Genomic DNA, 13,077 nt, shown 5'->3' with positions numbered 1-13,077 from the left:
ATGGAGGGCATGTCGCGCAGGAGCGTGCTGGTGTTCGCCGGCAGCGGTGTCGGGATACTGGCCACCGGGGCGTGGTCACCGGCATCGCCGGCGTCGGCCGTCCGCCCGGACTCCGGCGACGTGATCCTGGAGTGGAACGCGGCCCTGCTGCGGCTCGTGCGCACCGCCGGTGCGCAGCCCGCGACGATCCACCCGACGCGGAGTTTCGCCATGCTGCACGCCGCGATGTACGACGCCGTCGTCGCGGTCGCCGGCGGCCGGCCGTACCGCTTCGTGGTCGCGGCGCCCCGCGGGGCGTCGGCGGTCGCGGCCGCCGCCGCTGCCGGTCATGGCGTGCTCGTCGCGCTGTACCCGGCGCGCCGGGCGCAGTGGGACGGCCTGCTCGACGACCAGGTGGCCGTGCTGCCGGACACGGCGGGCCGGGCCGCCGGCCTGCGGGTCGGCCGGGCGATCGCGCTGGCCATGGTCCGGTGGCGGGCCACCGACGGTTCCGGCGTGACCCCGCCGGTGCTGCCACCCGGTACGGCGCCGGGCCAGTACCGCCCGACCCCGCCCGGCTTCGCGCCGCCGGTGTTCACCCACTGGTCCGGCGTGAAACCGTTCGTGGTGCGCTCCGCGGACCAGTTCGGCGTCGCTCCCTATCCCCGGCTGACCACGGAACCGTACGCGAAGGCGCTGGCGGAGGTGCGGACCGCCGGTCGGGACGCCGGATCGGCACGCACGGCAGACCAGACCGAGACGGCGCGGTTCTGGGCCGCGCCGATCTGGAACTACTGGAACGAGATCGCCGCGGAGCTGGTCCGGGACGCCGGTGCGCACCTCGGTCGGGCCGCCACGGTGTTCGCCGAGCTGAACCTCGCGATCGCCGACTCCGTGATCGCCTTCTACGCCGCGAAGTACACACACCGCATCTGGCGGCCGGTGACGGCGATCCGGCTCGCCGACACCGATCACAATCCGGCGACGCGGTCCGATCCGGCCTGGAATCCGCTGGGCGGCACGCCCGCCGACCCGTCGTATCCCGGTGCGCACAGCGTCGTCTCGCAGACCGCGGCCCTGGTGATCCGGCGGGTACTGGGCGACCGGCCGGCGGTCGTGACGTCGGAGGCGCTTCCCGGGGTGACCCGGTCGTTCCGGAACCTGCAGGACGTCGCCGACGAGGCCGGCCTCAGCCGCATCTTCGCCGGGGTGCACACTCGCATCGACCACCGGGCGGGCGAGCGGCTGGGGTTCAACATCGCCCGTTATGTCGTGGAGCACGCCACCGGCTACTCCCAGCGGCCCCTGATCGCTGCGTGACCGGTGTAACCCCGGCGCGTATCCGGTAGGGGGGTGAAAGAGTTGGCGATGCCGCGGCGAAAACGGCACAGCGAGCGTACGGACTCCGCGCGGGCCGGCGAGGAGACGGAACCGGTGCTGCGGGCGGTGCCGGCCGACGCGTACGCCTCCTGGGAGGCCATCTACGACGACAACGTCGGACGGTTGTACCGGTTGATGTTCGCCAAGGTCGGCAACCGGGCCGACGCCGAGGACCTGACGGCCGAGGTGTTCCTGGCCGCGGTGCCGCGCATACGGGCCGCCGCGAGCGTCGGCGAGGTCCGGGCGTACCTGCTCGCGGTCGCCCGCACCGTACTGGCCGATCACTGGCGGCGGACGCTGGGCCTGCAGATCACCACGATCGATCCCGAGGAGTTGGACCGGGTACCGGCGACCACGGCGGCGCCGGGGACGGGCGTGGCGGCCCGGCGGGTGGCCCGGCTGCTCGAGGCGCTGCCCGAGCGGTACCGGCGGATCCTGCAGCTGCGGTTCCTGGAGAACGCGACGATCCGGGAGACCGCGACGTCGATGCAGATCACCATCGCCAATGCGAAGGTTCTGCAGTTCCGCGCGCTGCGCCAGGCGGCGGCGATACTCGACGGCGAAGGAGGGGAAGACCGTTGATACGCGAGTTCACCCGCTACGTCGACCGTCTGGTGCGGCACCGGCGTCCGCCCGCGTTCGGGCCGACGCCGGAGGAGGCGGCGGCCGTCCGGGCGGCGATCGCGCTCCGGGCCGCGAGCGCCGAGGAGCAGGATCCCCGGCCGGAGTTCGTCGCCGACCTGCGCGGGCGGCTGGCCGGCGTGGCCGGTGACGCCCACGCCGGCGAACCCCGGTCGGTCGCGGCGCCCGGTGGCCGGCGCGGTCTGCTCATCGGCACGTCCGCGGCCGCGGTGGCCGCCGCCGTCGCCGTTGTCACCGACCGTAGCGTCCGCGGCGAGGAGCAGCCCGCCGGGCCGACCGCTCTCGACCCGGCGGACGGTGGCTCGTGGCACACCGTGATGGCCGGCAGCGACCTGCCGGACGGCGGCGCGGCCGCTTTCGACACGAGCGTCTTGTCGGGATTTGTCATGCGCACCGCGGGTGTGTTGTCGGCCCGCTCCGGCACCTGCACGCATCAGGGCTGCAAGCTCGGACTGCGCCCGGGGGAGAAGCGGCTGGCCTGCCCGTGCCATCGCACCTTCTTCGCGTACGACGGATCGGTCATCCAGTCGCAGCTGCCCGATCCGCCGGCACCGCTGCCGACGATCCACGTCCGCCAGGTCGACGGCCAGATCCAGGTTCTTTTGCCGCGGGTCGGCTGAGGCCGGCGGACAGTGCGACCGCGGCGATATCCGCGCGCGATGTCATCAGTGCGGGATGAGTCGACGAGGTCGAGCGAAAGCGACCATGTCCCCTGTGGGTCCGTCCGTTCCTCTCCGGTCGTGGCGAGGTAACACCCGTCGCCGGCCGGGACGCCGTCTGGAAACTGATCGATGAGCATTGTCGCCTGGATCATTCTGCTGATCTTCCTGCTGTCGGCCCTCGGCCTGCTGGGCTGGGTGGTGCTGGCCAACTCCCTGGTGCGCGTGCCGTCGGGCAGTCTCGGGTTGCTGATGGCCAAGGGGCGGGCGACCGATCAGACGCTGTTGCCGGGGCCGCACTTCGTGTTCGCGTTCCGCCGCCGGATGGTGGAGGAGTATCCGTCGGTGGAGTTGGCCTATCGAGCCGACGGGACCAGCGACGCCACCGGCGCGAGCCTCGGCACCGCCGGGGCCGGGGAAGCCGGCCGGGTGGAGCGGCTTTCGCGCCTGGAGAGCTCGGGGCCACCGCTGAGCGTGACGCTGGGCGACCGGACCGAGGCGACGGTCGCGATGACGGTGCGGTTTCAGCTGGTGGTCGATCGGCTTCGTGAGGTGCACGAGCGATTCGGGCCGTACGGCGTGTTCGGCGTGGTCCGCGATCAGAGCGCACGCGCGGTGCGGGCCACGCTGTGCGACACCGATTTCGGGATCGAGCAGTTCTTCGGCGCCGACCGTACGGCCTGCGAGGACCGGTTGGCGGAGGCGGTGCGCAAGGCGCTCGGGGCCGAGGGGATGAAGGTCACCGGGTTCGTGCTGGGCGCGGTCGAGCTCGGCAAGACCGGCGAGGTCATCCAGGCGACGGTACGGGCGCGGTACGAGCTCGAACGCGAGCGGGCGGAGGCGGAGACCAGGGCGGTGCGGGCCCTCAACGACGCGAGCCTGGAGGAGCGCCTGGGTGCTCCCAGCGATGCGGCGTGGCGGTACCGGGAGACCGACCTGTGGCGTGACCTGGTCGAACGTACCAACGCGTTGCAGGTCGCCTTGCGGGCCGGGCCCGGGCCGACGCTCCCGCCGCGGGGCCCGGACGACCCGGCCGGCGCGACCGGTCAGGGCGCGAGCTGATGGACGAGGGCCCGGCGTTCGGAGACCGGCTGCTGGAGGTCATCGCCGTGGTGCTGCTGGCCGTCAGCACCCTCGGCACGGCGTGGAGCGGTTACCAGGCTTCCCAGTGGAACGGGGTGCAGAGCGAGGACAACCAGCAGGAGACCAACCATCGGCTCGAGGCCAACCGGCAGTTCGCGCGGGCCACCCAGACGTTCACGTACGACTCCAGCGTGATCGCGTTCTACGCGCAGGCGGTGCAGGCGAAGAACACCGGGCTGGCCGCCTTCTACCGCAGCACCATGGCACGCAAGGGCCTGCTGCCGTTCCTGGACAAGTGGGAGGCGACGGTCCGCGCCGGCGGCACCCCGACGCCGCTGCTCGAGGATCCGCAGTACGTCAACGCGCAGAGCAGCGGCTTCACCGCCGAGCAGGACGCCGCCGAGAAGGCGGCCCGCGCCGCGCAGCAGGCGGCCCAGCGGTCGCAGTCCTACACCCTGAACACGATCGTGCTGGCGGTGGCGCTGTTCTTCGCCGGGGTGACGTCATCGTTCCGATTCCGGGCCGTGCGCACCCTGCTCATCATCCTGGCCATCCTGACCCTGTCCTTCGCCGCGACCAGGCTGGCCGACCTGCCGATCGCGTGATCGCGGTCCGGTGCTCTGCCGCGGCAAGATCGTGTACGGGATGGTGACCCGTCGCGGTCGCCGCCGGGGCTCCGCGATCCGCTCGATCAGCAGGTCGATCGCCGCCTCGGCCAGCCGCGCCTTGTCGATGCCGACGGTGGTCAGCGGCGGCACGGCATATCGTCCGTCGGTGATGTCGTCGTAGCCGGCGACCGAGACGTCATCGGGGACTCGGATCCCGCGGCGCCACAGGGCGTTGAGAGCGCCGAGCGCCTGCGAGTCGGTCAGGCAGAAGATCGCGTCGGGCAGCTGCCGGTGGTCGAGGTACTGGTCGAGCGCCGCCGCGGCCGCCGCGGTCGTCCAGGTGGGGTTGGGGATCTCGAGGTCGGCCGAGGGGGTGAGACCCGCGGCCGCCAGCGCCTGCCGATAGCCCTTCCGGCGCAGGCGTGCGCTCTCCGACTCGAACAGGCCCAGCATCGCGATCCGGCGATGACCGAGGCCGATGAGGTGCTCGACCATGTCCCGGCTCGCCGCCACGTTGTCGACCCACACGTGGTCGGTGGTGTCTTGGTACACCTCACCGAGGAACACCATCGGCGGGGTGGCCGGGCTCGGCTGGAGCGCGGCGCTGGTGAGGAGCACCGGACTCATGATCAATCCGTCGATCAGGTGCCGCCGGGCTCGTGACAGCAGGTGGCGCTCCCGCTGGTAGTTGTCGAAACCGGTCTCCTCGATCTGCACGCCGAGATCGCGCCGGGCGGCGGCGAGGGCGAACTCGCGGATCAGCTCCGCCGAGTACGGCGTGCTCAGGTTCGGCAGCGCCAGGCAGATCAGGCCGGTGCGACCGTTGCGCAGGCCGCGCGCCGAGAAGTTCGGAACGTAGTTCAGAGCGGCCACGGCGGACTCGACGCGGGCGCGCACCTCGGGGCTGAAGCGCCCGGTGCCGTTGACGACGTTCGAGACGGTCTTCGCGGAGACCCCGGCACGGAGCGCCACATCCCTCAGCGTCACGCGCATTTTCCGGCCCCCCGCTCAGGAACCAACATGCCGCGAATCCGGGGCTCTTGACCAGAGCTTTCTCGTCATATGGAGGTCTCTTGCCAACGAACCCGGCCGGGCACAATCATGACCTCAACCGCCCGATTCAACGTTGAACCATCCCCGACACCATTGCGGGACTGACCATGACATATGGTACGTCCGCCTGGCTGGTCCCCGGCACTTCGAGACACTCCCCGGTCATCCTGATCTGCCTGCTCGGTCAGTTCCAGGTGTTCAAACAGGGACAGCGACTGCCGCTGCGCCATGGCGGCAAGATGAAGTCGTTGCTGTCGGCGCTGGCGCTGCACGAGCACCAGCAGGCCACCCGGGACGCGCTGCTCGAGACACTGTGGCCCGGGATGGATCTCGACCACGCGAGCCAGTCGCTGAACACCCTGGTGCACGCGCTGCGCCGGCTGCTCGCCGACGCGCTGGCCGGCGATCCGCCGCTGATCCGTACCGACGACGGATATCAGCTGAACCTCGCGGCCGGCATCGATGTGGACACCCTGCGCTTCGACTGCTGTACCGAACTCGGCTCCCGTCAACTGCGGATGGGCGACCGGGCCGCCGCCGCCGCCACGTTCGAGGAGGGACTGAGCATCTACCGGGGCGATCTCTGCCCGGGCGGAACGAGCCTGAACGTGGTGATCGAGCGGGAGCGGTTGCGAGCGCTCTACCTGGGAGCGCTGGCGCACCTGACCGACTACCACTTCGACCTGGGCGACAACGGCAGAGCGCTGCAGTACGCCCACCGCCTTCTGCTGGCCGATCCCTGCCGGGAGGATGCGCACCGCGCGGTCATGCGCTGCTACGCCCGGCTCGGCCAGCGCGCCCAGGCGATGAAGCAGTACCTGCTGTGCCGCGACATCCTGCGCCGGGAGTTCCAGGCCGCGCCCGAACCGGCGACCGACGACCTGTTCGCGCGGCTTCGGCTGGGCCATCCGGCGGTATGACCTCAGTCAAACCTCAGTCACTTCTCACCGCGAGGGCGTAGACCGTCGGGGTGGCCTCGAACGATCACCGGCATGAGGACGCGCTGGCCGACCGGCGGGTGGTCGCGTTGGTGCTCCGGATCGTGCTCGACCGCCGGGGCGTCGTCCTGCAGGGCGAGGTCGTCGATGCCGCCACCCACGACGGTCAGCGCTTCGCCGGGTGGGAGGAACTCGTGGCGACGGTACGGCGGTGTCTCGGGCAAGCCGCGGGTCGATGAGAGGACGGGAGCTCATGAGTGGACCGATGTCACGCCGTACGATCTTGAAAGGTGCGTTCGCCGGCCTCGGCGCCGCCTCCCTCGCCGCCTGCTCCTCCCCGGTGGGCGCCGGGATCGCCGGCAGCCGGCTCGACCCCGGCACCGTCGACTACTGGAATCTCTTCGGTGGCGGCGACGGCGTCCGCATGCAGCAGATGGAGGACGCCTACCGCCAGGCCAACCCCGGCACCCCGTTGCAGGCGGTGACGCTGGCCTGGGGCAATCCGTACTACACCAAGCTCACCCTGGCCACGGTGGGCCGGAAGCCGCCGAACGTGGCGGTCGCGCATCTGACGCGCATGAAGACGCTGCAGGCCGCCGACCTGCTGGAGGAGCTCACGCCGGCGGATCTCGCCCGGCACGGCATGTCGGCCGGGATGTTCAACCAGCGCGCCTGGAACGCCGGCCTGGTCGGCGGCAAGATCTACGCGATCCCGATCGACACGCACCCGTTCGTGCTGTTCTACAACACGGAGATCTGCGGGAAGGCCGGACTGCTGGACGCGGCCGGCAACCTGGCAACCATTCAGGGGCCGGACGCCTTCACGGACGCGCTGACCAAGGTCCAGAAGGTCACCGGCCAGTACGGCGCGACGCACGGGATCAACGCCGACACGGCGACCCCGTGGCGGTTCTTCCAGACGCTCTATTCACAGCTCGGCGGCCAGGTGCTCAGCGACGAGGGCACCAAGGTGGTGCTCGACGATGCGAAAGCCACCCAGGTGCTCAGCTTCATGCGTGCGCTCACGGTCGAGAAGAAGCTGATGCCCGGCAGCATCGACTACCAGGGCGCGATCGCGTTGTTCGCGAACGGCGCGGCCGGCTTCCACCTCAACGGCGAGTGGGAGATCAGCACCTTCCAGACCGCGAAGATGCCGTTCGGCATGACGCTGGTGCCCAACGTCTTCGGCGGCACGTACGCGGTCCAGGCCGACTCGCACACGCTGATCGTCCCGCGCGGCGGCGCCGGCGCCGAGGGGCAGCTCGACCTGTCGCTGGGCTTCATCAAGTCGATGCTGGACCAGAGCATGACGTGGGCACAGGGCGGTCACATCCCGGCCTGGCTGCCGGTCGCCCAGAGCGACGCGTTCAAGAAGCTCACCCCGCAGTCGAACTACGCGGCGGCCGCCGACGCCGCGGTGTACGACCCACCCGGCTGGTATTCCGGCTCCGGTTCGGACTTCGAAATCATCATGGGCTCGGCCATCGGCGCCGTCGAAGCCGGCCAGATGGCGCCGGACGCCGCGATCACGCAGATCCGGTCCAAGCTGTCCGCGCTCGCGAGCGCGGCGTCGCCGGTCTGAGGAGGTACGCGTCGTGACCATCACCGCCGACTACGAGACTCGCGATCGGCCGGTCCGTCCGGTCGACCCCGACACCACCCGCGTGACCGAGCACGGCCACGCCAAGCCCGCCTGGCTCCTCATGGCGCCGTTCCTGGTGCTGTACCTGCTGTTCATCATCGGGCCGTCGATCTACATGGTGGTGATGAGCTTCTTCGACACCAGCCTCACCAAGTCGGGGCTGGGCGGGTTCGCCGGGTTCGGCAACTTCGGCGAGGCGCTGACCAGCCCGGACTTCTGGGCGTCGATGTGGCACACCATCTGGTTCACCATCCTCACCGTGCCGCCGCTGGTCATCCTCGCCTTCGTCTTCGCGCTGCTCGCCGACCGGGCCAGCCGCGGGCGCTGGTTCTTCCGGCTCGCGTTCTTCCTGCCCTACATCCTGCCGTCGGCCGTGATGGCGCTGATCTGGATCTGGCTCTACACCCCGGAGCTCGGCCTCCTCGGCAAGGTCGTCACCAGCCTGGGCTTCGCGGAGCCGAACTGGCTGGGCAGCCCGAGCCTGGCGATGTGGTCGCTGGCCTTCGCCACGGTGTGGTGGACGCTCGGCTTCAACTTCGTGCTCTACCTGGCCGGCCTGCAGGACATCCCGCGGGACCTGTACGAGGCCGCGTCGATGGACGGAGCGAGCCCGTGGCAGCAGATCCGGCGAATCACGATCCCGATGCTCACCCGTACGACGTCATTGGTCATCGTCCTGCAGATCATCGCGTCGCTGAAGATCTTCGACCAGCCCTACATCATGACCGGCGGCGGCCCCAACTACGCCACTCGCCCCGCCCTCGAATACGTGTACGACATGGGCTTCACCGACTTCCGCACCGGTTACGCCGCCGCGGTGTCGACGCTCTTCTTCATCCTCGTGCTCACCGTGTCCGCCGTGTGGGTGTTCCTCACCCGCCGCCAGGAACAGGGGTTGTGATGACCACGCTCGCCAACGAAACCCGGGAGCGGAAGGGCACGCGCCCGGAGGTGACGCAGGCCGCCGTCGATCGCCGGGTGCGGTTGTTCAACGGCGTCTGCGTGGGAGTGCTCATCGCGTTCGCGCTGATCTGGCTGGTCCCCGTCGCGTGGGCGGTCGACACCGCGCTCAAGCCCAACGCCGAGACCACCAAGACCACGTGGTGGATCGACAATCCCACGCTGGACTCGTTCCGCACGATCTTCGCCCAGGGCGACATCTGGAACTGGTACGCCTCGAGCTTCATCACCTCGCTGGCCACCGCGGCCGGCGCCGTGTTCGTCGGGAGCATGGCCGCGTACGCGCTGTCCCGGATGCGATTCAAGTACCGGTGGGTGGTGTTCTGGTTCATCCTGATCGGCATCATGATCCCGCAGCAGGCGCTGATCGTGCCGCAGTTCAAGGAGTTCAGCGCGCTGCATCTGCTGAACACGTACTGGGCGGTGATCCTGCCGCAGATCCCGGCCGCCATCGCGGTGTTCATCTTCAAGCAGTTCTTCGACGGCCTGCCGCGCGACCTCGACGAGGCGGCGCGCGTGGACGGCGCCGGCTTCTTCCGCACGTACTGGCGGATCGTCATGCCGCTGAGCCGGCCGGTGGTCTCCGCCGTGGCGATCTTCACGTTCGTGTGGAGCTGGAACAACCTGCTCTGGCCGCTGCTGGTGTTGTCGAACCCCAAGCTCATGACCATCCCGGTCGGCCTGGCCACCGTCCAGGGCAGCTACGGCATCCGGTACGCGGACACCATGGCATCGGCGATTCTCGGCGCGCTGCCGCTCGTGCTGATCTTCCTGTTCTTCCAGCGCCGCATCGTCGAGGGCATCGCCGGCACCGGTCTCAAGGGGTGATCCCGTGAATCGCGCGTCGCTCACCGTCGACCCGGTCCTGCGGGTCTCCGAGGTGGATCCGCGGCTCTACGGCTCGTTCGTGGAACACATGGGCCGGTGCGTCTACACCGGAATCTACGAGCCCGGCCACCCGCAAGCCGACGAGGCCGGATTCCGGCGGGACGTGGCCGGCCTGATCCGTGAGCTCGGCGTGCCGCTGCTGCGCTACCCCGGCGGGAACTTCGTCTCCGCGTACCACTGGGAGGACGGCATCGGCCCGCGCGAGCAGCGGCCGCGCCGGCTCGACCTGGCGTGGCGGTCGATCGAGACCAACCAGGTCGGTGTGGACGACTTCCTGCACTGGTGCCGGGACGTCGGTAGCGCGCCGATGATGGCGGTCAACCTGGGCACGCGCGGGCTGGACGCCGCGCGCGACCTGGTCGAGTACTGCAACCACCCGTCCGGCACCTACTGGTCCGACCGTCGCCGAGCCAACGGATCACCACAGCCGCACGACGTACGGCTGTGGTGCCTGGGCAATGAGATGGACGGTCCGTGGCAGATCGGCCACAAGACGGCGTACGAGTACGCGCGCCTGGCCGCCGAGACCGCCAGGGCGATGCGCCGCGTCGACCCGACCATCGAGTTGTCCGCGTGCGGAAGCTCCAACCAGGCGATGCCCACGTTCGGCGGGTGGGAGGCGACCGTCCTCGAGGAGACCTACGACCTCGTCGACTACGTGTCCCTGCACACCTACTACGAGCAGGCCGGCGACGACCGGGACAGCTTCCTCGCCCGCGCGGTGGACTTCGGCCACTTCATCGACGCGGTGGTGGCGACCTGCGACCACGTACGCGCGAAGAACGGTCACCGCAAGCACATCGACCTGGCCGTGGACGAGTGGAACGTGTGGTACCAGAGCCGCTTCGCCGGTGAGGAGAACCTGGACTGGGCGGAGGCGCCGCGCCTGATCGAGGACGTCTACTCGGTGACCGACGCGGTCGTGGTCGGCGACCTGCTCATCACGCTGCTGCGCCACGCCGACCGGGTGAAGATCGGCTGTCTCGCCCAGCTGGTCAACGTCATCGCGCCGATCCGCTGCGAGCCGGGCGGCCCGGCGTGGCGGCAGGCCACCTTCCACCCGTTCGCGCTCACCTCGCGGCACGGCCGGGGCACGGTGCTGCGGACCGACGCCGTGGCGCCGACCCACGAGACCGCGGCACAGGGCGAGGTCCCGGTCCTCGCCGCGGTGGCCGTCCGGGACGACGAATCCGGCGAGATCACGCTGTTCGCCGTCAACCGGGACCAGCGGCAGGCGCTGACCCTCGACCTGGATCTGCGAGCCTGCCCCGGCCTGGCGGCCGGGAAGCACCTGGCCGTCCACGACAGCGACCCGGACGCGGTGAACACCGCCGAACGGCCCGACCGGGTCGCCCCGCGCCCGCTCGAGGACCTCAAGGTGTCCGGCGGGCGCGCGACCGTCGTGCTGCCGCCCCTGTCGTGGAACATGATCCGGCTACCGGGTGAGGCCGCGTAGCTTGTCCGGGTTGCCCTGCATGCGTACGCCGGTTATCAGGTCGCGGTCGAAGTCGAAGCAGATCGCGCCGGCCGGTTGACCGTCGACCAGGCCGAGGATGCCCGGGCTGCCGTTGATCTCGGTGATCACCAGGCGCGTGCTCTGCGTCTCGGGCTTGGCGAATACCCCGAGCAGCCAGCGGGCGACCTTGTCGGCGCCTTCCAGCGGCCGGCGAGCCGCGGTCACCTTGCCGCCTCCATCGGACCAGCAGATCACCTCGGGCGCCAGCAGTTCCATCATCGTGTTGAGGTCCCCGCCGGCACAGGCTTCCCGGAACCGGTCCACCGCCTCCCGCCGGATGCCCTGGTCCACGTCGAATCGCGGCCGGCGCGCCGCGACATGGGCCCGCGCCCGGGCCGCGGTCTGCCGCACGGCGGCCTCGGAGCGGTCCAGAATCGTGGCGATCTCGGCGTGGTTGTAGCCGAAGACGTCGTGGAGCAGGAAGATCGCGCGTTCGGCGGGGGTGAGCGTCTCCAGGACCACGAGCATCGCCATCGAGATCGACTCGGCCATCTCTGCCTCCTGACCCGCGTCGGGCGAGGTGAGCACCGGCTCGGGCAGCCAGGGCCCGACATAGGCCTCGCGACGGGCGCGAGCCGAGGTGAGCTGGTTGAGCGAGAGGTTGGTGACGGTCTTGACCAGGTACGCCCGGGGGTGGGCGAGCTGGTCACCGTCGACCTCGCGGCACCGCAGCCAGGCCTCCTGGAGGATGTCCTCGGCGTCGGCGACGCTGCCGGTCATCCGGTAGGCGACGTCGAACAGCAGCCGCCGATGCTGAGCGAAGACCTGGGTGTCGATCATGGCGACAGGCTAGAGCGCCGCGAGCGCTTGCGCTCGCAGGCCCTCCAGCACGGTGGGGTACGCCGGGTGCCATCCGAGCTCGCGGCGGGCCTTGTCGCTCGAGACCCGCATCGAGACGGAGAGCATCAGGTGCATGTACGGCGCGGGCACCATCGTCCAGGTGGGCACGGTGAACGGCTTCGGGGTGCCGAAGGTCGTGGCGATCGCCCGGATCATCGCCCCGAAGCCGATGTGGTCGTCGACGACGTTGTACGCCTCGCCGGGGCGGCCTCGGTCGATCGCCGCGACCACGGCGGCGGCCGCGTCCGCCAGGTGCGTCCACGGCGAGAGGCGGCCGTGGTCGTTGAACGCCGGGAGTTGCCGCTTGCGCAGCATGTCCACCATCGTCTCGGTGCCGCCCGGCCCGTAGAAGAGGCCGAAGCGCAACGAGATCGCCTCCAGGCCCGACTCCTGGGCGAGGCGCTCCTTCTCCCGCATGCCCGCCAGGTGCCGGTTGATGTTGCGGTCGGTCACCGGAGCCGCGAACTGGTCGGCCTCGGTCAGGACGCGGTCGCCGAAGTCGCGGTAGCCGTAGCCGATGGCGATGTTCTCGCCGATGAAGCGGCGTACGCCCACCCGCCGGGCCGCCTCGATCAGGTTGGCGGTCCCGGCGACCCGCAGGTCGTCGGTGCCGAACATGCCCTTGTGCGTCATCGGCGGTTTGCGCAGTGCGGTCGAGGCGTGCACCACGACGTCGGCCTCGATCCCGTCGAACGCACGCAGCAGTCCATCCCGGTCGAGCAGGTCGGCGCGGATGTCGTTGCCCTCGCCCCGGCCCAGGCCGAGCACCGTGTGCCCGGCTTCGGTCAGCGCTGTGCGGATGTGCCGGCCGAAAACGCCACTGGCCCCGGCCACGATCACGGTCTGGTTCTTCGTCTCCGTCATGGCCATGGAACAAGGCAGCGCCGCG

Annotated in this window: 14 protein-coding genes; 11 read left to right on the top strand and 3 right to left on the bottom strand. The window is 70.3% G+C overall.

Annotated elements, in window-relative coordinates:
- Nucleotides 1-9: 9 nt before the first annotated feature.
- The 5 genes from ACZ6TB_RS22955 to ACZ6TB_RS22935 all read left to right on the top strand — a co-directional run bounded on the left by ACZ6TB_RS22955 (nt 10) and on the right by ACZ6TB_RS22935 (nt 4,348).
- Nucleotides 10-1,299: a vanadium-dependent haloperoxidase gene (locus ACZ6TB_RS22955; RefSeq protein WP_465556720.1), complete on the top strand. Its 1,290-nt coding sequence runs from the start codon at nt 10-12 to the stop codon at nt 1,297-1,299.
- Between the two features lie 48 nt (nt 1,300-1,347).
- Nucleotides 1,348-1,941 carry an RNA polymerase sigma factor gene (locus ACZ6TB_RS22950; protein WP_465556718.1) on the top strand — a complete coding sequence of 198 codons (594 nt, stop codon included), beginning with the start codon at nt 1,348-1,350 and terminating at the stop codon, nt 1,939-1,941.
- Nucleotides 1,938-2,621, top strand: a complete 684-nt coding sequence (locus ACZ6TB_RS22945; RefSeq protein WP_465556716.1) for a QcrA and Rieske domain-containing protein — start codon at nt 1,938-1,940, stop codon at nt 2,619-2,621. The genes ACZ6TB_RS22950 and ACZ6TB_RS22945 overlap by 4 nt, the downstream gene beginning before the upstream one ends.
- Before the next feature lie 171 nt (nt 2,622-2,792).
- Nucleotides 2,793-3,722, top strand: coding sequence for an SPFH domain-containing protein (locus tag ACZ6TB_RS22940; protein ID WP_465556714.1), 930 nt, complete (start codon nt 2,793-2,795; stop codon nt 3,720-3,722).
- Complete coding sequence (locus ACZ6TB_RS22935; protein ID WP_465556712.1) at nt 3,722-4,348, top strand: hypothetical protein; 627 nt, start codon at nt 3,722-3,724, stop codon at nt 4,346-4,348. Before ACZ6TB_RS22940 ends, ACZ6TB_RS22935 begins: the two co-directional genes overlap by 1 nt.
- Here the strand turns inward: ACZ6TB_RS22935 and ACZ6TB_RS22930 are convergent.
- Nucleotides 4,247-5,344 (bottom strand): LacI family DNA-binding transcriptional regulator, encoded by a 1,098-nt coding sequence (locus ACZ6TB_RS22930; RefSeq protein WP_465556710.1) that lies wholly within the window; start codon nt 5,342-5,344, stop codon nt 4,247-4,249. The genes ACZ6TB_RS22935 and ACZ6TB_RS22930 overlap by 102 nt on opposite strands.
- 167 nt (nt 5,345-5,511) lie before the next feature.
- Here ACZ6TB_RS22930 and ACZ6TB_RS22925 point away from each other — a divergent pair, with 167 nt between their 5' ends.
- The 6 genes from ACZ6TB_RS22925 to arfA are packed head-to-tail and all read left to right on the top strand — an operon-like array spanning nt 5,512 to nt 11,288.
- Complete coding sequence (locus ACZ6TB_RS22925) at nt 5,512-6,324, top strand: AfsR/SARP family transcriptional regulator (protein ID WP_465556708.1); 813 nt, start codon at nt 5,512-5,514, stop codon at nt 6,322-6,324.
- A 50-nt stretch (nt 6,325-6,374) separates the two neighbouring features.
- The gene (locus tag ACZ6TB_RS22920) at nt 6,375-6,581 is read left to right on the top strand and encodes a hypothetical protein (RefSeq protein WP_465556707.1); all 207 of its coding nucleotides are present in this window, start codon (nt 6,375-6,377) and stop codon (nt 6,579-6,581) included.
- Nucleotides 6,582-6,607: 26 nt separating this feature from the next.
- On the top strand, nt 6,608-7,924 hold the full coding sequence (locus ACZ6TB_RS22915) for an extracellular solute-binding protein (protein ID WP_465556705.1): 1,317 nt from the start codon (nt 6,608-6,610) through the stop codon (nt 7,922-7,924).
- Between the two features lie 13 nt (nt 7,925-7,937).
- Nucleotides 7,938-8,885: a carbohydrate ABC transporter permease gene (locus tag ACZ6TB_RS22910; protein ID WP_465556703.1), complete on the top strand. Its 948-nt coding sequence runs from the start codon at nt 7,938-7,940 to the stop codon at nt 8,883-8,885.
- Nucleotides 8,885-9,772, top strand: coding sequence for a carbohydrate ABC transporter permease (locus ACZ6TB_RS22905; protein ID WP_465556701.1), 888 nt, complete (start codon nt 8,885-8,887; stop codon nt 9,770-9,772). The genes ACZ6TB_RS22910 and ACZ6TB_RS22905 overlap by 1 nt, the downstream gene beginning before the upstream one ends.
- Before the next feature lie 4 nt (nt 9,773-9,776).
- Complete coding sequence (gene arfA / locus ACZ6TB_RS22900; protein WP_465556699.1) at nt 9,777-11,288, top strand: arabinosylfuranosidase ArfA; 1,512 nt, start codon at nt 9,777-9,779, stop codon at nt 11,286-11,288.
- Here arfA and ACZ6TB_RS22895 read toward each other — a convergent pair.
- Both ACZ6TB_RS22895 and ACZ6TB_RS22890 read right to left on the bottom strand, forming a co-directional pair.
- Nucleotides 11,268-12,128 carry an RNA polymerase sigma-70 factor gene (locus ACZ6TB_RS22895; RefSeq protein WP_465556697.1) on the bottom strand — a complete coding sequence of 287 codons (861 nt, stop codon included), beginning with the start codon at nt 12,126-12,128 and terminating at the stop codon, nt 11,268-11,270. The two genes, arfA and ACZ6TB_RS22895, sit on opposite strands and share 21 nt — an antisense overlap.
- A 9-nt stretch (nt 12,129-12,137) precedes the next feature.
- Nucleotides 12,138-13,052: an NAD-dependent epimerase/dehydratase family protein gene (locus ACZ6TB_RS22890; RefSeq protein WP_465556695.1), complete on the bottom strand. Its 915-nt coding sequence runs from the start codon at nt 13,050-13,052 to the stop codon at nt 12,138-12,140.
- Nucleotides 13,053-13,077: the final 25 nt, after the last annotated feature.

The sequence above is a fragment of the Actinoplanes sp. NPDC051537 genome, from assembly GCF_055586105.1.
The sequence above is the reverse complement of the archived record's forward strand: the minus strand, read 5'-3'. Positions and strand labels throughout refer to the sequence as shown.

Excerpts from the sequence above, each read along its gene's own strand:
- ACZ6TB_RS22955 (WP_465556720.1), top strand. The coding sequence starts at position 10 with ATGTCGCGCAGGAGCGTGCTGGTGTTCGCCGGCAGCGGTGTCGGGATA.
- ACZ6TB_RS22935 (WP_465556712.1), top strand. The coding sequence starts at position 3,722 with ATGGACGAGGGCCCGGCGTTCGGAGACCGGCTGCTGGAGGTCATCGCC.
- ACZ6TB_RS22915 (WP_465556705.1), top strand. The coding sequence starts at position 6,608 with ATGTCACGCCGTACGATCTTGAAAGGTGCGTTCGCCGGCCTCGGCGCC.
- ACZ6TB_RS22950 (WP_465556718.1), top strand. The coding sequence starts at position 1,348 with ATGCCGCGGCGAAAACGGCACAGCGAGCGTACGGACTCCGCGCGGGCC.
- ACZ6TB_RS22905 (WP_465556701.1), top strand. The coding sequence starts at position 8,885 with ATGACCACGCTCGCCAACGAAACCCGGGAGCGGAAGGGCACGCGCCCG.
- ACZ6TB_RS22930 (WP_465556710.1), bottom strand. The coding sequence starts at position 5,344 with ATGCGCGTGACGCTGAGGGATGTGGCGCTCCGTGCCGGGGTCTCCGCG.
- ACZ6TB_RS22890 (WP_465556695.1), bottom strand. The coding sequence starts at position 13,052 with ATGACGGAGACGAAGAACCAGACCGTGATCGTGGCCGGGGCCAGTGGC.
- ACZ6TB_RS22940 (WP_465556714.1), top strand. The coding sequence starts at position 2,793 with ATGAGCATTGTCGCCTGGATCATTCTGCTGATCTTCCTGCTGTCGGCC.
- ACZ6TB_RS22895 (WP_465556697.1), bottom strand. The coding sequence starts at position 12,128 with ATGATCGACACCCAGGTCTTCGCTCAGCATCGGCGGCTGCTGTTCGAC.
- ACZ6TB_RS22925 (WP_465556708.1), top strand. The coding sequence starts at position 5,512 with ATGACATATGGTACGTCCGCCTGGCTGGTCCCCGGCACTTCGAGACAC.